Consider the following 16,440-nt stretch of genomic DNA (forward strand, 5'->3'; position numbering starts at 1 on the left):
GCGCGCCCGAATGCGGCTGGACGTTGACGAAGCCGCAGCCGAACAGCTGCTTGGCGCGGTCGATCGCGAGCTGCTCGACGACGTCGGACGGCGCGCAGCCCTGATAATAGCGCTTGCCCGGATAGCCTTCCGCATATTTGTTGGTGAACACCGAGCCTTGGGCCTCGAGCACCGCCTTGGAGACGATGTTCTCGGAGGCGATCAGCTCGATCTGGTGGCGCTCGCGATCGAGCTCCTGCTCGACGCCGGCGAACACCGCCGGGTCGGAATCGGCCAGATCCTGGGTGAAGAAGCCATCCTTGCGGATGTCCGAAAGATCGGTGGCGGCGGTGCTCATGCGGGCTCCTTCTCGAAGCGGGGATGCGAAAGTTTGTCGATGCGGCCGGCGTGGCGGCCGCCCGCGAAATCGGTGCCGAGGAAGGCGGCGACGCACGCCTTGGCCTGCTCGATGCCGATCAGCCGCGCGCCCATCGCGATCGCATTGGCGTCGTTATGCTCGCGGGCGAGCGCGGCCGACAGCGGTTCGGAGACGAGCGCACAGCGCAGCGCGGGGTGGCGGTTGACCGCGATCGAGATGCCGATCCCCGAGCCGCACAGCGCGATGCCGCGGTCTGCCGGGCCGCCGGCGATGGCCGCGGCAAGCGTGAAGCCGAAATCGGGATAGTCGACGCGCGCGTCGGTCGCGGGGCCGAGGTCGACGACGTCATGACCCTCGGCGCGCAGCCAGTCGGCCAGTTCCGCCTTCATGGCGAAGGCGGCATGATCGGAAGCGATGGCGATGCGTTGGACCATGACATGGGAACCTGTTGAGTCGGATCGGCGTCTCTCTACGGAGGTGGCCGCAGCAAGGCTAGGCCGGAATAGGAAGAGCATATGCGCAATCGGACGATCCTGCTGGCCGCGCTCGCGCTGCTCGGCGCCTGCCATGGCGAGCAATCCGCGACCAACCAGCTAGCCAACAGCGCGGATCGCCTCGCGGATGCGGCCGACAATTGGGGCGAGACCGCGTCCAATCGCATCGACGCTGCGGGCGATAAGACGCAAGGCCGCATCGCGGGGCTCGACAATCGCATGGCCGGGATCGTCGATCCGCCCGCGGTGCAGGGCTGGGTCGGTCGCTGGACGGGTGTCGACGGTCGCTCGCTGCTGATCGCCGCCGATCCCGGCAGGCGCCCTGGTCATTATCAGCTCACCGACCATTATGCCCACAGCGCCAAGGGCGTGTTCGACGGCGTCGCGCAGCGCGACACGATCGTCTTCGCGCGGCCCGATGGCGAGCAGGTGCTGCGCGCGACCGACGGCAAGGCGACCGGGCTCGATCGCCTCGCCGCCAAGACGGACTGCCTGACCGTCCGCCCGGGCGAAGGCTATTGCCGCGATTGAAGCGGGTTAGCGATCCATACACAGGTTTCTGGCAAAGCCGGCGACGAAGGCCGGACACGGGTAGGGGGCGAACGATGATCGAGCGGGGCGAGGACGGCACGCGCGTGCCGCTGGCGGCGACGGTGCTGGGCGCGGCAGGGCTGCTGCCGCTAATCCTGGCGTTGTTCGTGCGCCTTGCCGGGGGCGTCTATCCCGATACGCCGATCCCGTTGATGATCGGTGGGCTGGCGCTGAGCTATGCCGCGCTGATCCTGAGCTTTTTGGGCGGGATCTGGTGGGGCGTGGCAGCGACGCGCGCGACGCCGGAGCAGCTGCCGCGGCTGATGGGGATCGCGGTGGTGCCGACGCTGGTCGCGCTGCTCGTCGTCGGCCTCGCCTGGAATTTTCCCGCGATTGCCTCGATCACGTTGGCGGTAGCGATCGCGCTCACCCCGCTGGTCGACCGCGACCTTGCGCGACGCGGGCTGGTGCCCGTCTGGTGGATGCGGCTGCGCCTGCCGCTGTCGCTGGCGCTCGCCGCGCTGACGCTGGGCTTGGGGCTGTCGCTGGCGTGATGCCGCGAACCGCGCGCAACGCGCTATCGGGGCCACATTCGTCGTTTTGCGACGGCGGATGGCGCTCACGTCGCCTCCGCGGTTCCCCGGCGCAGGCCGGGGCCCAGGCCCCACGTATGTAAGTGCCGCAGCGTCGACTACATACCCCGGGCCTGGGCCCCGGCTTTCGCCGGGGAACGGTCGTACCCACCTACGCCGCGACGCGCAGCGCCATCCGGTCCCAGATCTCGGTGAGCGCACCGGTCAGCTCGCGCATCATCGCCTCGGTGTGCGACGGACCGGGCGTGAAGCGCAGCCGCTCGGTGCCACGCGGCACGGTCGGATAGTTGATCGGCTGGACGTAGACGCCATATTCGGCAAGCAGGATGTCGCTGATCTTCTTGGCCTTGACCGGATCGCCGACGAGCAGCGGCACGATGTGCGTGGTCGAGGGCATGACCGGCAGGCCCGCCTCGGCGAACAGCGCTTTCAGCATCGCGGCGGCGGCCTGCTGGCCCTCGCGCTCGACGCACGACGCCTTCAGGTGCCGCACGCTCGCCAGCACGCCCGCGACGAGCACCGGCGACAGCGAGGTGGTGAAGATGAAGCCCGGCGCATAGCTGCGGATCACGTCGATGATCTGGTCGTCGCAGGCGATGTAGCCGCCCATCACGCCGAACGCCTTGCCGAGCGTTCCCTCGATGATCGTGATCCGGTCGGCGACCTGGTCGCGCTCCGAAATGCCGCCGCCGCGCGCGCCGTACATGCCGACCGCATGGACCTCGTCGCAATAGGTCAGCGCATTATAGGTGTCGGCGAGATCGCAGATCGCCGCGATCGGCGCGACGTCGCCGTCCATCGAATAGACGCTCTCGAACGCGATCAGCTTCGGCGTGTCGGGATCCTCGGCGGCCAGCAGTTCCTCGAGATGGACGAGGTCGTTGTGGCGGAAGACGCGCTTCTCGCAACCCGAATTGCGGATTCCCGCGATCATCGAGGCGTGGTTGAGCTCGTCAGAGAAGATGATGCAGCCGGGCAGCACCTTGGCCAGCGTCGCCAGCGTCGCTTCGTTGGAGACATAGCCGCTGGTGAACAGCAGCGCGCCCTCCTTGCCGTGGAGGTCGGCGAGCTCCTGCTCGAGATCGACGTGATAATGGGTGTTGCCGCCGATATTGCGCGTGCCGCCCGAGCCCGCGCCGACGTCGTGGAGCGCCTCCTCCATCGCCGCGATCACCTTGGGGTGCTGGCCCATTGCGAGATAGTCGTTCGAGCACCACACCGTGATCGGCTTGGGACCGTTATGGCCGGCGAAGCAGCGCGCGTTGGGAAAATTGCCCTTGTTGCGCAGGATATCGATGAACACCCGGTACCGGCCTTCGGCATGGAGCCTGTCGATCGCCTGGGCGAACACGCGCTGATAGTCCAAAACCAGTCCTCCTGCCCCTCGGGCACCTGCCCAATAGCGTGTAGTTCCACGAACTTCTACCGTCCCGAGGGCGGGATTTGCGATCACTACGATCGAACATGTCTCACAGTCGCTCGATCCGCGAAAGCCCACGTCGTGTCAGTTCCGGCGCCAAGGCGCCGATATCGAGATCCGAGGTGAAGACGGCGATGTCGTCGCGAGGATCGGCGGGCCAGGCTTGCCCCGTGGTAAGGAAGGCGATCCGCCGCGCGATCCCGTCGCCACTGTCGATCAGCGTCAGCGGGCGCGGCGCCACAGCGGCGAGTTCGTCGGCGAGCAGGGGGAAATGCGTGCAGGCGAGCACGACGGTGTCGATCCGATCGCCGCCCGGTTGTGCGAGCAGCAGATCGAGCTCGGCCGCGATGCGTGCCGGGTCGGGCGCCGTGCCGCGCAGCTTGTCCTCGGCCATCTGGACGAGCGCGGCCGAGCCCTGGCGTAGCACGAGACAGTCGGCGGCGAATTCGCCGGTCAGGCGGTCGACATAGGGCTGGCGTACCGTCGCCAGCGTCCCGAGCACGCCGATGACCCGCGTCTTCGAGACCAACGCGGCCGGCTTGATCGCCGGCACCGTGCCGACCACGGGCAGGTCGAGCGCGGCACGGATCGGCGCCAGCGCGATCACCGAGGCGGTGTTGCAAGGGATCGCGACGAGCCGCGGGCGATAGCGCTCGACCAGACGGCCGAGCAGCGCCGGGATCCGTGCGGCAAGCTCGGCCTCGGTCTTGGTGCCGTAGGGAAAGCCGCCCGAGTCGGCGACATAGACGATCGGCGCCGCCGGCAAGATGCGGCGGACCGAGTCGAGTACAGACAGCCCGCCGACGCCGGAGTCGAAGAGCAGCAACGGGCGGTTCGCATCCATTGCGAGGCGATCTAGGTGGCGCGCCGCGATCGTGCAACCGCGCCGGGTTTCACGGAAAATGCTAACCCATCTTTGTTGCGCAGCCGGTCACAATCCTTATGCTAAAGGCGTACGCAGGGGACGGATTGGGGTGAGCGCAACCAACTGGCTTGAATTGGGCGCAGCCGCCCTGATCGGCTATCTTCTGGGATCGATCCCGTTCGGCCTGCTGGTGACCCGCCTGGCCGGCGCCGCCGATCCGCGGACGATCGGCTCGGGCAATATCGGCGCCACCAACGTGCTGCGGACCGGCCGCAAGGACCTCGCCATCCTGACGCTGCTGCTCGATGCCGCCAAGGGCGCGGCGGCGGTGGTTGTGGTCACGCTGCTGCTGCCTGATCCTGGGCCCGTGCCGGCGCCGTCGATCCAGGCGATCGTCGCCGGCGCGCTCGCCTTCCTCGGCCATGTCTATCCGCTGTGGCTGCGCTTTCGCGGCGGCAAGGGCGTGGCGACCTTCCTCGGCGTCGCGCTCGCGCTGTCCTGGCCGTGCGGGCTGGTCTTTGCGATCGTCTGGCTCGCCGCCTTCTTGGTCACGCGGCACAGTTCGGTCGGCGGCATGATCGCGGCGATCGCGACGCCGGTGACCGCCGCGGTGCTCAACCGCTCCGACCTCACGCTGGTCTTCCTGCTGCTCGCGCTGATCGTGCTGTGGAAGCACCGCGCCAATGTCGAGCGGCTGCTCGACGGCACCGAACCGCGCTTCGGCGGCGGCAGCGGCGCCGTCTGACGCGGCCATGCCCGGCGCGATCGACGAGGATGTCGACGGGTCGGGAGTTCCCGAAAAGCCTACCGTGTCGGTCAGCGCGGTGCGCGAGGATCGCATCGCCCGGCTCCGGCTGATCCGCACGCCGACGGTCGGGCCGGTGACCTATGCGCAGCTGATCCTGCGCTTCCGCACGGCGGCGGCCGCGCTCGAGGCGGTGCCCGACCTCGCCAGGCGGGGCGGAGGCAAGCCGCCGGCGATCCCGTCGCGCGCGGCGATCGAGGCGGAGGTCGCGGCGGTCGAGGCGGCCGGCGCCCGCTATCTGTTTCTCGGGCTGCCGGGCTATCCGGCGCTGCCTGCCGCGGTGACCGGTGCGCCCCCCGCGCTGATCATGCGGGGGCGGCGCGCGATCGCGGACCGGGCAGTGGTCGGGATGGTCGGCGCGCGCAACGCCTCGGCCTCGGCCTGCCGCTTCGCGCGGGGGCTTGCCGCCGAACTCGGCGAGCGCGGCGTCGTCATCGCCTCGGGCTTGGCGCGCGGGATCGACACCGCGGCGCATCAGGGCTCGCTCGACGGCGGTACGATCGGGGTGATCGCCGGGGGGATCGATGTCGCCTATCCGCCCGAAAATGCCGACCTGCAGGACGAGATCGCCGCCCGTGGCCTGCTCATCGCCGAGCAGCCGCCGGGCATCGAGCCGCGAGCCCGCCACTTTCCCTATCGCAACCGGATCATCGCCGGGCTCGCCCAGGCGGTGGTGGTGATCGAGGCGGCGCCCAAATCGGGGTCGCTGATCACCGCGCGCTATGCCGGCGATTATGGGCGCGAGGTGCTCGCGGTGCCGGGCTCGCCGCTCGACCAGCGCGCGCAGGGCTGCAATCTGCTGATCCGCGAGGGTGCGACGCTGGTCCAATCCGCCGACGACGTGATGGAGGCGCTGCGCCCGATCGATCCGCGCGCGACGCTCGGCGAACCGGGGATCGGCGGCTATGGCGGCCCGCCCGCGCCGACGGATGCCGACGACGCGGATCGCGGCGCCGTCCTGGATCTGCTCGGACCGTCGCCGGTCCCGATCGACGAGATCGTCCGCCTGTCGAGCCGTCCGCCTGCGATCGTGCAGACCGTATTGCTGGAACTGGAGTTGGCCGGGCGGCTGGAGCGGCATGCCGGCGGGCAGGTGAGTCTGGCGTGATGGGCCCCGGCGACCGCTTCGTGCGAAGCGTCGCCGCTTGACGTCACCCCGCTCGTCGCGCGACGGGCGCGTCCCATGTCACCTCGCCTGCTCCCGCCACCGCCACCGCTGATCGGCGCCGACCTGCGCCACGGCGGCACAACCGCCGCTTGACGAGCGGCCCCCAAGCTTCCCACCCTCGTACGCGTACACGTGAAGGACTGCGTCACCCATGAAGCTCGTCGTCGTCGAATCGCCCGCCAAGGCCAAGACCATCGAGAAATATCTCGGCCCGGGTTTTAAGGTCCTGGCCTCCTACGGCCATGTCCGCGACCTCCCCGCCAAGGACGGCTCGGTGAACCCCGACGAGGGTTTTTCGATGGAGTGGGAGAATTACGCCGACAAGACGCGCCAGCTGAAGGCGATCACCGACGAGGCCAAGACCGCCACCGGCCTGATCCTCGCGACCGATCCCGATCGCGAGGGCGAGGCGATCTCATGGCACGTCCAGGAGGTGCTCAGGAAGCGCAAGGCGCTGCCCGCCGACACGGTGCGCGTCACCTTCAACGCGATCACCAAGGCGGCGGTGCTGAAAGCCATGGCCGAGCCGCGCGCGCTCGACGAGGATCTCATCGACGCCTACCGGGCGCGCCGCGCGCTCGATTATCTGGTCGGCTTCACGCTCTCACCGGTGCTGTGGCGCAAGCTGCCCGGCGCCAAGTCGGCGGGGCGCGTCCAGTCGGTGGCGCTGCGCCTTGTCGTTGACCGCGAGCGCGAGATCGAAGCGTTCAAGGCGCAGGAATATTGGTCGGTCGCCGCCGACATGGAGCAGGATGGCGTCGGCTTCGTCGCGCGCCTGACCAAGTGGAAGGGCGACAAGATCGATCGCCTGACGATCGGCAAGGAAGGCGACGCGCAGGCCGCCAAGGCCGACGTCGAGGCCGCGCGGCTCGTCGTCTCGACCGTCGAGACCAAGCCGCTGACGCGCAACCCGCCGCCCCCCTTCACCACCTCGACGCTCCAGCAGGAGGCCGCGCGCAAGCTCGGCTTCTCGGCGAGCCATACGATGCGGATCGCGCAGTCGCTCTACGAGGACGGGCTGATCACCTATATGCGGACCGACGGCGTGCAGATGGACGAGAGCGCGATCTCGGCCGCGCGCAAGGCGATTGCCGAGCGCTATGACGGCGGCTACGTCCCCGATAAGCCACGCATCTACCAGACCAAGGCCAAGAATGCGCAGGAAGCGCATGAGGCGATCCGCCCGACCGACTTCTCGCGCGAGAAGGGCGGCTCGGGCGATCATGCGCGGCTGTACGAGCTCGTCTTCAAGCGCGCGACCGCGAGCCAGATGGCCTCGGCCAGGCTGGAGCGCACGACCGTCGACCTGAGCGACGGCACCGGCACGCTCGGCCTGCGCGCGACCGGCCAGGTCGTGCTCTTCCCGGGCTATCTCGCGCTCTACGAAGAGGGCCGCGACGATGAGGGCGACGAGGAGAGCCGCCGCCTGCCGCGCCTCACCGAAGGCGACTCGCCGGCGGTCAAGGCGGTGCGCGCCGAGCAGCATTTCACTCAGCCGCCGCCGCGCTTCTCCGAGGCCAGCCTCGTCAAGAAGATGGAGGAGCTCGGCATCGGCCGCCCTTCGACCTACGCCTCGACGCTGCAGACGCTCAAGGACCGCGACTACGTCCGGATCGAGAAGAACCGCTTCTTCGCCGAGGAGAGCGGCCGGCTGGTCACCGCCTTCCTCGAGCGCTTCTTCGAGAAATACGTCAGCTTCGACTTCACCGCCGGGCTCGAGGACCAGCTCGACGACGTCTCGGGCGGCCGCGCGCAGTGGCAGGCGGTGCTCGACGCCTTCTGGAAGGACTTCAAGCCCAAGACCGTGGAAGTCATGGAGCAGAGGCCGTCCGAGGTGACCGCCGAGCTCGATACCTTCCTCGCGCCCTTCCTCTTCCCCGACAAGGGCGACGGCACCGACCCAAGGCTCTGTCCGAACTGTTACGAAGGCAAGCTCGCGCTGCGTGGCGGCCGGTTCGGCGCGTTCATCGCCTGCTCCAACTATCCCGAATGCAAATATACCCGGCGCTTCGCGCAGCCCGGCGGGGCCGAGGCCGGCGGTGACACCGGGCCCGAGGAGCTCGGCAAGGATCCGGTCTCGGGCGAGGCGATCAGCCGCCGCTCGGGGCGGTTCGGGCCGTATATCCAGCTCGGCGAGGGCAAGGAGGCGAAGCGCTCGTCGATCCCCAAGGACGTGCCGGTGCTCGATCTCGACATGGCGATCCGGCTGCTGTCGCTGCCGCGCACCGTTGGCGACCACCCGGAGAGCGGCAAGCCGGTGACCGCCTCGATCGGCCGCTACGGACCGTATCTCGCGCATGACGGCAAATACGCCAAGCTCGCCTCGACCGACGAGGTGTTCGAGACGGGAATGAACTCGGCGGTGGTCAAGCTCGCCGAAGCGGCGGCCGGCGGCGGGCGGCGCGGGGCGGCGCGCGAGCCGATCGCGGTGCTGGGCGCGCATCCCGATGGCGGCGCCGAGATCAAGGTGATGGAGGGCCGCTTCGGTGCCTATGTCACCGACGGCACCACCAATGCGACATTGCCCAAGGCGGCCGATCCAAAAGCGCTGACGCTCGACGAGGCCGTGGTGCTGCTGGCGGAACGCGCCGCCAAGGGACCGGCGAAGGGCAAGAAGCCGGTCAAGAAGGCGGCGGCGAAGAAACCGGCTGCAGCGAAGAAGGCGCCGGAGGCCAAGGCGAAGGTCGCCAAGAAGGCACCGGCGAAGAAAGCGGCCGCAAAGAAGAAGGCGGTGGTCGAGGCCTGAACCGACCCTCTCCCCGGCGGGGAGAGGGCGGAGTGAGGGGAGCGACGCGCAAGCGTCGCGTCCGACCTTTGGGGTGGGAACCCCTCACCCAACCCTCTCCCTACGGGAGAGGGCCTTTGCGCGCCTTAGCGGTGCGGCTGGGCCTGGCGCTGTTGGCGGGCGGCCTTGGCGGCGCGGTGATGGCCATAGGCGCAGCCGGCGGCGGCGCCGAGCACGGCATGGCCCTTGCCGACGAAGTGACCGGCGGCGCCGCCGACCGCGGCACCCTTGAGACAGCCCGCGGCGTCGGCCGGCATCGCGGCGGCGCCCAGCGTGGCGGCGGCAAGCGCCAGAGCAATCATCGTACGCATAAAAATCTCCCGGGCGCGGTGCGCGCTGCTGTCCAAACGCCGATCGCGGCGGTGGTTGCACGGGCGCAACGGATTAAATTGTCGCAATGCGCTCCTGTCGGGCATTTTGCCGGCTCAACTCAGCCGGCAACGAGGCGGTCCTCGCCAAGCGTCTGAAGAACGCTCACGGTGCCGCCGAACGCGATCCGCGGATCGAGCTGGTCGGCGGCGACCCCCTTGAGCAGCAGCCCGCTCTGGCAGGCGATCAGCTCGACGCCGAGCCCGACTGCGTCGTCGACCAGCTGCGCGAGCGTCGGCAGGCCGCAGGCCGCAAAGTCGGCGTCGTGGGGATCGCGCAGCGCTACGAGCGCGGCGACCGCCTCGCCCTGGCAGAACAGCCGTGCCCGTCCGCCCAATGCCGCATTCGCCGCCGCCAGCTCGAGCCCTGCGCGCACCGAGTCCGAGTGGATCGCGACGAAGGTCAGTCCGCGCACGGACATCCCGCATCCTTGGGCAGCGCGATCGTGCGGAAGCGGAAGGCGAGCGCATCGACGAGCAGCAGCTTGCCCGCGCTGTCCTCGCCGAACGGAACCAGCTGGCGCACCGCCTCGATCGCGGCGAGGCTGCCGATCACGCCGGTCAGCGCGCCGAGCACGCCCTGGTCCGCGCAGCTGACGTCCGGCCGGTCGGGATCGCTGCCGACCAGGCAGCGATAGCAGGGTTTGCCGGGCTCCCACCCGCGATAGACCGCGAGCTGGCCCTCGAATTGTCCGACCGCCGCCGAGACCAGCGGCACGTGTGCCGCCAGCGCCGCGTCGGCGACGATCAGCCGCGTCGCGAAATTGTCGCAGCCGTCGACCACCACGTCGACGCCCTCGAGCAGCCGCGCGACATTGCCGCGATCCAGCCGCCGGTCGATCGGCAGCAACTGCACGTCGGGGTTCATCCGCTGGACGAAGTTCGCCGCCGCCACGACCTTGCGAGATCCCACGTCGCGTGTCGCGAACAGAGTCTGGCGCTGGAGGTTGGAGAGCGAGACGATGTCGTCGTCGACACGGTCAGCCGGCCGACGCCCGCTGCCGCCAGATATTGGATCACCGGCGAGCCGATCCCGCCCGCGCCGATGATCAGCGCGTGCGAGTCGAGCAGTCGCCGCTGTCCGCCACCACCGATTTCCTTCAGGATGATGTGGCGCGCATAGCGGTCGAGCTGCGGGTCGGTGAGGGTCATAGGCGCGACACGCGCCACCCCCCGTTCGTCCTGAGCGAAGTCGAAGGACGTGTTTCAGGCGCAGCACCGGCAGCACGCACGTCGACTTCGCTCAGTGCGAACGGAGATTTGGTGGTCGCGGTCCGGTTCACGGCAGCGAATGACGCCCCGTCGAGCCGAAGCCGCCGTCGCCGCGCTGCGTGTCGTCGAGCGTCTCGACCTCGAGGAAGCGCGCGGCGGTGACCGCGGCGGGAACCAGCTGCGCGATCCGCTCGCCGCGCTTCACCTCGAACGGCTGCGATCCGAGATTGGCGAGGATCACCTTCACCTCGCCGCGATAGTCGGCATCGATCGTGCCCGGCGTGTTGAGGCAGGTGACCCCGAATTTGAGCGCGAGGCCCGAGCGCGGGCGGACCTGGATCTCGTAGCCCGCCGGGATCGCCACCGCGAAGCCGGTCGCGACCGCATGACGGTCGCCCGGGCCGAGCACGATGTCCTCGGCCGACACGATGTCGAGCCCGGCGGCGCCGGTGGTGGCATAGGCGGGGGCGGGCAGGCCTTCGCCGTGCGGCAGGCGCTTGAGATGGATTTCGATCATGCGGGCTCCGTCAGGGCATCTGCGATCCGGTCCGCCAGCCGCTCGGCGACCTCGATCTTGGGAAGGGTCGGCCAGGTCTCGACGCCGTCGGCGGTGACGAGGTGGATCGCATTGTCGGCGCCACCCATCACGCTCTGCCCGCGTGCGCCAGACACGTCATTGGCGACGATCCAGTCGCAGCCCTTGCGCGCGAGCTTGGCCTGCGCGTGCGCGACGACGTCGTTGGTCTCGGCGGCGAAGCCGACGACGAGGCGGGGGCGACGCGGCGAGTGCGACAGCGTGGCGAGGATGTCGGGATTCTCGACCAGCGCGAGCGCGGGCGGCGCGCCCGCCTTCTTGATCTTGAGACCGGCGGCCTCGACATGCCAGTCGGCGACGGCGGCGACGAGTACCGCGGCATCGGCCGGCAGCGCGGCGTCGACCGCTGCCGCCATCTCGCGCGCGGTCTCGACGTCGACGCGGTCGACGCCAGGGGGCGTGGCTAGCGCGACGGGACCAGCGACCAACGTGACCCTCGCACCGCGCACGGCCAGCGCCGCGGCAATCGCAAAGCCCTGTTTGCCCGACGAACGGTTGGCGATGTAGCGCACCGGATCGATCGGCTCGTGGGTCGGACCGGCGGTGACGAGGACGTGTTTGCCGATCAGACCTCCGTTCGCACTGAGCGACGTCGACGTGCCGGTTGCGGGCGCGGCGTTTGCCGCACGTCCTTCGATGTCGCTCAGGACGAACGGGGAGGGGGTGAGCGCCGTCTCGATCGCGCCGACGATCGCCTCGGGTTCGGGAAGCCGCCCCGGACCAAATTCGCCGCACGCCATCGCGCCTTCATCGGGCGCCATCACCGTCACGCCATCGCCACGCAGCGTCTCCACGTTGCGCCGCGTCGTGGCGTGGAGCCACATCCGCACGTTCATCGCGGGCACCGCCAGCACCGGCTTGTCGGTGGCGAGCAGCAGCGTGGTGGCGAGATCGTCGGCGATCCCCGCCGCCATCTTCGCCAGCAGGTCGGCGGTGGCGGGGCAGACGACGACCAGATCGGCCTGCCGGCTGAGCTCGATATGGCCCATCTCGATCTCGTCCTTGAGCTCCCACAGCGAGGTGTGGACCGGCTGTTCGGAAAGCGCGGCGAGCGTCATCGGGGTGACGAAATGCGCGCCGCCCGCGGTCAGCACGCAGCGCACCGTGTGGCCGCGCTTGCGCAGCAGGCGGATCAGTTCGCAGGCCTTGTAGGCCGCGATGCCGCCGCCGATTATCAAGAGGATGCGCTTGCCGGTCACGGTGTCTCCCATGGAGCAAGCGCGATCGCTTTTCCAGTTCCCCGGCGCAGGCCGGGGCCCAGGCGCGTAATCTGCAGCGGATGCGGCGCTTTGGCTTGGATCTGGGGCCTGGGCCCCGGCTTTCGCCGGGGAACCGCTACCGCATCCGCCGCCGCTTGCGCAGCATCAGGATCGACCAGTCGCCGTTCACGATCGTGTCGGCAGCGCGCATTCCTTCGCGGCGATAGGCGGCGGTCACCGCGTCGGCCTGCGTGGTCAGCAGGCCGGCGAGGATCAGCGTCCCGCCCGGCGCCATCGTCGCGACGATGGTGGGCGCGAGCTCGATCAGCGGCTGCGCGAGAATGTTGGCGACGACCAGATCGAACGGGCCCAGCGCATCGTAAAGCGGATGATCGACGCCCTCGGCGACCGCCAGCCCGAGCCGGCGGAGCGACACGCCGTTCGCCTCGGCATTCTCGTAGCTCACCTCGATCGAGACCGGATCGATGTCGGTGGCGAGCGCATGCGCGCGCGGCCACAGCGCCAGCGCGGCGAAGGCGAGCAGCCCGGTGCCGGTGCCGACGTCGGCGATCATCCGGTAGCGCTGGCCCTGCCGCTTGAGCCGGTCGAGCATCTCGAGGCAGCCGGTGGTGGTATAATGATGCCCGGTGCCGAACGCGCGCCCGGCCTCGATGCGGAAGACCGTCGCGTCCGACGGTACGTCGTCGCTATGCGCCGCGGTGTGGACATAGAAGCGCCCGGCGCGGATCGGTTCGAGCCCGGCCTGACTGAGCGTCACCCAATCCTGCGCGGCGACCTTCTCGACGCGCGGTTCGCGGCGGCCGGCAGACGGGACCAGCGCGCGCACCGCGGCGATCGTCGCGGCATCGGGCTCGGCTTCGGTATAGGCTTCGAGCAGCCATTCCTCCGGCGACCGTTCGTCGGGCTCCAGCGTGTTGAGCACCGGCGGCTCGTCCATGCCGGGGAAGGGATCGGTGGCGGACGCCAGCGCCTCGGCCTCGATGCGCGTGCAGGGCAGCACGATCTTCCAGCTGTCGCCGGTGGCGTCCGGCGCGTCAGCGGACATAGCTGGCCCCGTTGACGTCGATCACCGCGCCGGTCGCCGACGCCGGCGCGTCGAGCGCGAGCCAACGCACCGTCTCCGCGACCTCGGCCGGATCGGCGACCTTGCCGAGCGGAATGTCGGCGAGCAGCGCGTCGCCGCCGCGGCTGGCGAGATAGTCCTCGGCCATGCCGGTCATGGTGAAGCCCGGACAGACCGCGAAGGCGAGCACGCCGTCCCGGGCATGGCCGCGCGCGATGCTCTTGGTCATCGCGACCATCCCGGCTTTCGACGCGGCATAATGCCAATGCTGGGGCGAGTCGCCGCGATAGGCGGCGCGGCTGGCGACATTGACGATGCGGCCACCGCCGCGGCCCTCGCCAGTGAAATGGCGGACCGCGAGCCGGCAGAGCTCGGCCGAGGCGGTGAGGTTGATCCGCATCGTCCGCTCCCAGGCGGCGACCCAGCTCTCGTGCCTCATGGCAAGCGGCGCGGCCTCGAAGATGCCGGCATTGTTGATCAGGACGTCGATCCGGCCGTCGAGCCGGTCGAGCGCCTCGCGCCACAGCGAGGTGGCGGCCCCCGGTTCGTCGAGATCGGCGGGGATGCGCGCGTCTTCGCCCGGGCGACTGGCGTGGCCGATCAGGCGGACGTCGGGACGGTCGAGCGCGGCGGCGATCGCGGCGCCGATGCCGCGGCTGGTGCCGGTGGCGAGAATATGGATGGTCATGCGCGCTCTCTAGCGCGTGATTGACCCTGCACCCACCCCCGTTCAGGCTGAGCGCAGTCGAAGCCTGTCCTGAGCGAAGCCGAAGGGGGTCACGCGCGACGTGGCTGCACTTCGACTGCGCTCAGTGCGAACGGGATTGAAGCGTGGGAACTTTAGGCCGCGATCCGCTGGACGAAATCGCCGGTCGTCGTCTCGAGCTGCGCGAGCTGACCGTTGACCGAGCGGAAGCCCGATTCGAGGCGATCGATGTCCGAGGCGACCGCTTCGGTGTCGACGCGGATCGCGGCGATCGTGCCCGACATCGAATCGGCGGCGAGTGCGGTCTCGTCGACCGCGGCGGTGATCATGGTCACGGTCTGCGCCTGCGCCTCCATCGCGACGCGGATGCGCTGCGCCGAGGCCTGGACCTCGCCGACGATGTCGCGGATCGAGCCGTTGACGTCGAGCGTCTGGCGCGAGGCGGACTGGATCGCGGCGATCTTGGAGGCGATGTCGTCGGTCGCGCGCGCGGTCTGCGAGGCGAGACTCTTGACCTCCTGCGCGACCACCGCGAAGCCGCGGCCGGCGTCGCCCGCGCGTGCCGCCTCGATCGTCGCGTTGAGCGCGAGCAGGTTGGTCTGGCCGGCGATGTCGCGAATCAGCCCGAGGATCGATTCGATCGACTGGGCATGGCCCGACAAGGCCTCGGAAACCGCAACCGCGAGCGTCGACTGGTCGGCGGCGCGTGTCGCGACACCGGCGGCGATCTCGACCTCGCGGCGCGCGTCCTCGATCGCGCGGATCAGCCCGGCGGAGGTCTGCGCCGCCTCGCGCATCGCGACCGCGGACTGTTCGGCGGCGGCGGCGACTTCGGAGGCCTTGCCGAGCATGCCGCGCGCCGAGGCGGAGGTGGCGGCGGTCTGCTCGCGCAGCTCGCCCGAATTGTGCATCGCGGTCGACAGGATCGCGACGATCTCGCTGCGGAAGGCGGCGCTGTCGGCAGTGCGATCGGTGCGCGCGGTGACGCGGCGGATCGCGTCGAGCTCGGCCTGCATGATCTCCATGCGATAATCGTCGATCGAGCGCATCGTCAGTACGGCGTCGATCACGAAATCCGGCTGGTCGGGGAACGCCTCGAGCAGCGCGCGAGTCACGCCTTCCGCCTTGTCGGTCATCGTCGCCACGATGTCGAACGTGCCGAGGTTGAGCGTGGCCGCTCGGCGACCATGGCGTGCGGCGGCGCGCACCCATTCGGCGTCGATCGGCCGACCATAGACCTCGGCGACATTGCCCAGCATCGCCTCGGGACTGATGCCGAGATGCGAATAATTTTTGCGGAGCAGGTCGGCATAGTGGCGCAGAAGCTCGGGTTCGATGATTCGGCCCGCCTTTGCCCATAGCCGCGCGCGGCGCGCCTCGAAGTCGCTGCGCGCGCCGTAGGCCGTCACGCGGACGTCAATCTCCCGTGCGGACAGTGCCACGTCGCCATCGATGTCTTGGCTCATCTCGCCCCTCGGATTCCGGTTGCGCCTGTGCGTCGGAACAAGGCTTTAGCCGCCAAAGGGTAAACGCCCGGTTAGCTAACGGCCGGTCGCAGCGCTTGCATGGTGCGTCGCAATGAGTACAGGAGAGCCGCATATCCGATCGGAGACACCATGGCGCACAATCCGGCGCGACCGCTCTCGCCGCACCTGTCTATCTGGAAGTGGGGCCCGCATATGCTGGTCTCGATCCTGCACCGCGCGACCGGCACGGCGCTGGCAATCGGCGGCGGCCTGATCTTCACCTGGTGGCTCACCGCCGCGGCGATCAGCCCGGCGGCCTATGCGACCTTCTATCACTGGATCGTCGATGCCGACGCGGCGAGCCCGCACGAGAGCGCGCAGGCGATCGTCGGGCTGCTCGCCAAGTTGGTCGGCGTCGCGCTGACCTGGGCGTTCTTCCAGCATATGGCGTCGGGCGTGCGGCATCTGATGCTCGACACCGGCGCGGGCTATGAGCTCAAGGTCAACAAGCTCGGCGCGATGATGACGATGGTCTTCTCGGTCGTCGCCACCCTGGTCTTCTGGGCCGTCGTGATGGGGAAATATTGATGGGCCGCGGTACCAGCCTCGGCCGGGTGCGCGGGCTTGGCTCGGCGCATGCCGGCCCGCACCATTGGTGGCTCCAGCGCGTCACCGCGGCGGGCAATCTCGTGCTGCTGATCTGGTTCGTGGTGTCGCTCGCGCGGCTGCCGATCCTCGACCACCAGGCGGTCGTGCTGTGGCTCAAGTCGCCGCTCGCCGCGGTGCCGCTG

16 protein-coding genes and 3 pseudogenes are annotated in these 16,440 nt (G+C 69.5%); 7 read left to right on the top strand and 12 right to left on the bottom strand.

Going from position 1 to position 16,440, the window contains the following annotated elements; genetic code table 11:
- Both glyA and rpiB read right to left on the bottom strand, forming a co-directional pair.
- A pseudogene (gene glyA, locus Q0326_RS13800) lies at positions 1-337 on the bottom strand (serine hydroxymethyltransferase); the annotation flags it as partial.
- Entirely contained in the window at positions 334-792 is a 459-nt protein-coding gene (gene rpiB / locus Q0326_RS13805) for a ribose 5-phosphate isomerase B (RefSeq protein ID WP_298691465.1), read from the bottom strand. The pseudogene glyA and the gene rpiB, both read right to left, overlap by 4 nt.
- A gap of 81 nt (positions 793-873) precedes the next feature.
- Here rpiB and Q0326_RS13810 point away from each other — a divergent pair, with 81 nt between their 5' ends.
- Positions 874-1,383, top strand: a complete 510-nt coding sequence (locus Q0326_RS13810) for a hypothetical protein (RefSeq protein ID WP_298691467.1) — start codon at positions 874-876, stop codon at positions 1,381-1,383.
- 74 nt (positions 1,384-1,457) lie between these two features.
- Positions 1,458-1,937, top strand: coding sequence for a DUF3429 domain-containing protein (locus Q0326_RS13815; RefSeq protein ID WP_298691469.1), 480 nt, complete (start codon positions 1,458-1,460; stop codon positions 1,935-1,937).
- A gap of 190 nt (positions 1,938-2,127) precedes the next feature.
- On the opposite strand, the gene hemA is transcribed toward Q0326_RS13815, so the two are convergent.
- Positions 2,128-3,342 carry a 5-aminolevulinate synthase gene (gene hemA / locus Q0326_RS13820; protein ID WP_298691471.1) on the bottom strand — a complete coding sequence of 405 codons (1,215 nt, stop codon included), beginning with the start codon at positions 3,340-3,342 and terminating at the stop codon, positions 2,128-2,130.
- Between the two features lie 103 nt (positions 3,343-3,445).
- On the bottom strand, positions 3,446-4,240 hold the full coding sequence (gene murI / locus Q0326_RS13825) for a glutamate racemase (protein WP_298691473.1): 795 nt from the start codon (positions 4,238-4,240) through the stop codon (positions 3,446-3,448).
- A 130-nt stretch (positions 4,241-4,370) separates the two neighbouring features.
- Between murI and plsY the strand changes: the two genes are divergently transcribed.
- From plsY to topA, 3 genes are all read left to right on the top strand, one after another.
- Positions 4,371-5,006: a glycerol-3-phosphate 1-O-acyltransferase PlsY gene (gene plsY, locus Q0326_RS13830; protein WP_298691476.1), complete on the top strand. Its 636-nt coding sequence runs from the start codon at positions 4,371-4,373 to the stop codon at positions 5,004-5,006.
- 7 nt (positions 5,007-5,013) lie between these two features.
- Positions 5,014-6,174: a DNA-processing protein DprA gene (dprA, locus tag Q0326_RS13835; RefSeq protein ID WP_298691479.1), complete on the top strand. Its 1,161-nt coding sequence runs from the start codon at positions 5,014-5,016 to the stop codon at positions 6,172-6,174.
- A 211-nt stretch (positions 6,175-6,385) separates the two neighbouring features.
- A complete protein-coding gene (topA, locus tag Q0326_RS13840) occupies positions 6,386-8,980 on the top strand; it encodes a type I DNA topoisomerase (RefSeq protein ID WP_298691482.1) in 2,595 nt (864 codons plus the stop codon).
- Between the two features lie 125 nt (positions 8,981-9,105).
- Here topA and Q0326_RS13845 read toward each other — a convergent pair whose 3' ends face one another.
- The 8 genes and pseudogenes from Q0326_RS13845 to Q0326_RS13880 all read right to left on the bottom strand — a co-directional run bounded on the left by Q0326_RS13845 (position 9,106) and on the right by Q0326_RS13880 (position 15,649).
- On the bottom strand, positions 9,106-9,330 hold the full coding sequence (locus Q0326_RS13845; RefSeq protein ID WP_298691484.1) for a hypothetical protein: 225 nt from the start codon (positions 9,328-9,330) through the stop codon (positions 9,106-9,108).
- A gap of 119 nt (positions 9,331-9,449) precedes the next feature.
- Positions 9,450-9,809: a DsrE family protein gene (locus Q0326_RS13850; RefSeq protein WP_298691486.1), complete on the bottom strand. Its 360-nt coding sequence runs from the start codon at positions 9,807-9,809 to the stop codon at positions 9,450-9,452.
- Positions 9,791-10,539 (bottom strand): annotated as a pseudogene (locus Q0326_RS13855) (HesA/MoeB/ThiF family protein). Before Q0326_RS13855 ends, Q0326_RS13850 begins: the two are co-directional and overlap by 19 nt.
- Positions 10,540-10,666: 127 nt before the next feature.
- Positions 10,667-11,116, bottom strand: a complete 450-nt coding sequence (gene dut / locus Q0326_RS13860) for a dUTP diphosphatase (RefSeq protein WP_298691488.1) — start codon at positions 11,114-11,116, stop codon at positions 10,667-10,669.
- The gene (gene coaBC / locus Q0326_RS13865; RefSeq protein ID WP_298691490.1) at positions 11,113-12,405 is read right to left on the bottom strand and encodes a bifunctional phosphopantothenoylcysteine decarboxylase/phosphopantothenate--cysteine ligase CoaBC; all 1,293 of its coding nucleotides are present in this window, start codon (positions 12,403-12,405) and stop codon (positions 11,113-11,115) included. Before coaBC ends, dut begins: the two co-directional genes overlap by 4 nt.
- Before the next feature lie 124 nt (positions 12,406-12,529).
- Positions 12,530-13,459: a 50S ribosomal protein L11 methyltransferase gene (locus Q0326_RS13870; protein WP_298691492.1), complete on the bottom strand. Its 930-nt coding sequence runs from the start codon at positions 13,457-13,459 to the stop codon at positions 12,530-12,532.
- Positions 13,449-14,165 carry an SDR family oxidoreductase gene (locus tag Q0326_RS13875; RefSeq protein ID WP_298691495.1) on the bottom strand — a complete coding sequence of 239 codons (717 nt, stop codon included), beginning with the start codon at positions 14,163-14,165 and terminating at the stop codon, positions 13,449-13,451. The genes Q0326_RS13870 and Q0326_RS13875 overlap by 11 nt, the downstream gene beginning before the upstream one ends.
- Positions 14,166-14,317: 152 nt before the next feature.
- Complete coding sequence (locus tag Q0326_RS13880; RefSeq protein ID WP_298691497.1) at positions 14,318-15,649, bottom strand: methyl-accepting chemotaxis protein; 1,332 nt, start codon at positions 15,647-15,649, stop codon at positions 14,318-14,320.
- A 150-nt stretch (positions 15,650-15,799) separates the two neighbouring features.
- Here Q0326_RS13880 and sdhC point away from each other — a divergent pair, with 150 nt between their 5' ends.
- Positions 15,800-16,237, top strand: coding sequence for a succinate dehydrogenase, cytochrome b556 subunit (gene sdhC, locus Q0326_RS13885; RefSeq protein WP_298691499.1), 438 nt, complete (start codon positions 15,800-15,802; stop codon positions 16,235-16,237).
- Positions 16,237-16,440, top strand: a pseudogene (locus Q0326_RS13890) (succinate dehydrogenase, hydrophobic membrane anchor protein); the annotation flags it as partial. The gene sdhC and the pseudogene Q0326_RS13890, both read left to right, overlap by 1 nt.

Source organism: uncultured Sphingomonas sp., assembly GCF_937859915.1.
Taxonomy (GTDB): Bacteria; Pseudomonadota; Alphaproteobacteria; order Sphingomonadales; family Sphingomonadaceae; genus Solisphingomonas.

Coding starts and splice junctions, on each gene's coding strand:
- murI (WP_298691473.1), bottom strand. CDS start 4,240: ATGGATGCGAACCGCCCGTTGCTGCTCTTCGACTCCGGCGTCGGCGGG.
- Q0326_RS13875 (WP_298691495.1), bottom strand. CDS start 14,165: ATGACCATCCATATTCTCGCCACCGGCACCAGCCGCGGCATCGGCGCC.
- coaBC (WP_298691490.1), bottom strand. CDS start 12,405: ATGGGAGACACCGTGACCGGCAAGCGCATCCTCTTGATAATCGGCGGC.
- sdhC (WP_298691499.1), top strand. CDS start 15,800: ATGGCGCACAATCCGGCGCGACCGCTCTCGCCGCACCTGTCTATCTGG.
- dut (WP_298691488.1), bottom strand. CDS start 11,116: ATGATCGAAATCCATCTCAAGCGCCTGCCGCACGGCGAAGGCCTGCCC.
- dprA (WP_298691479.1), top strand. CDS start 5,014: ATGCCCGGCGCGATCGACGAGGATGTCGACGGGTCGGGAGTTCCCGAA.
- Q0326_RS13850 (WP_298691486.1), bottom strand. CDS start 9,809: ATGTCCGTGCGCGGACTGACCTTCGTCGCGATCCACTCGGACTCGGTG.
- Q0326_RS13845 (WP_298691484.1), bottom strand. CDS start 9,330: ATGCGTACGATGATTGCTCTGGCGCTTGCCGCCGCCACGCTGGGCGCC.
- Q0326_RS13815 (WP_298691469.1), top strand. CDS start 1,458: ATGATCGAGCGGGGCGAGGACGGCACGCGCGTGCCGCTGGCGGCGACG.
- Q0326_RS13870 (WP_298691492.1), bottom strand. CDS start 13,459: ATGTCCGCTGACGCGCCGGACGCCACCGGCGACAGCTGGAAGATCGTG.
- Q0326_RS13880 (WP_298691497.1), bottom strand. CDS start 15,649: ATGAGCCAAGACATCGATGGCGACGTGGCACTGTCCGCACGGGAGATT.
- Q0326_RS13810 (WP_298691467.1), top strand. CDS start 874: ATGCGCAATCGGACGATCCTGCTGGCCGCGCTCGCGCTGCTCGGCGCC.
- rpiB (WP_298691465.1), bottom strand. CDS start 792: ATGGTCCAACGCATCGCCATCGCTTCCGATCATGCCGCCTTCGCCATG.
- topA (WP_298691482.1), top strand. CDS start 6,386: ATGAAGCTCGTCGTCGTCGAATCGCCCGCCAAGGCCAAGACCATCGAG.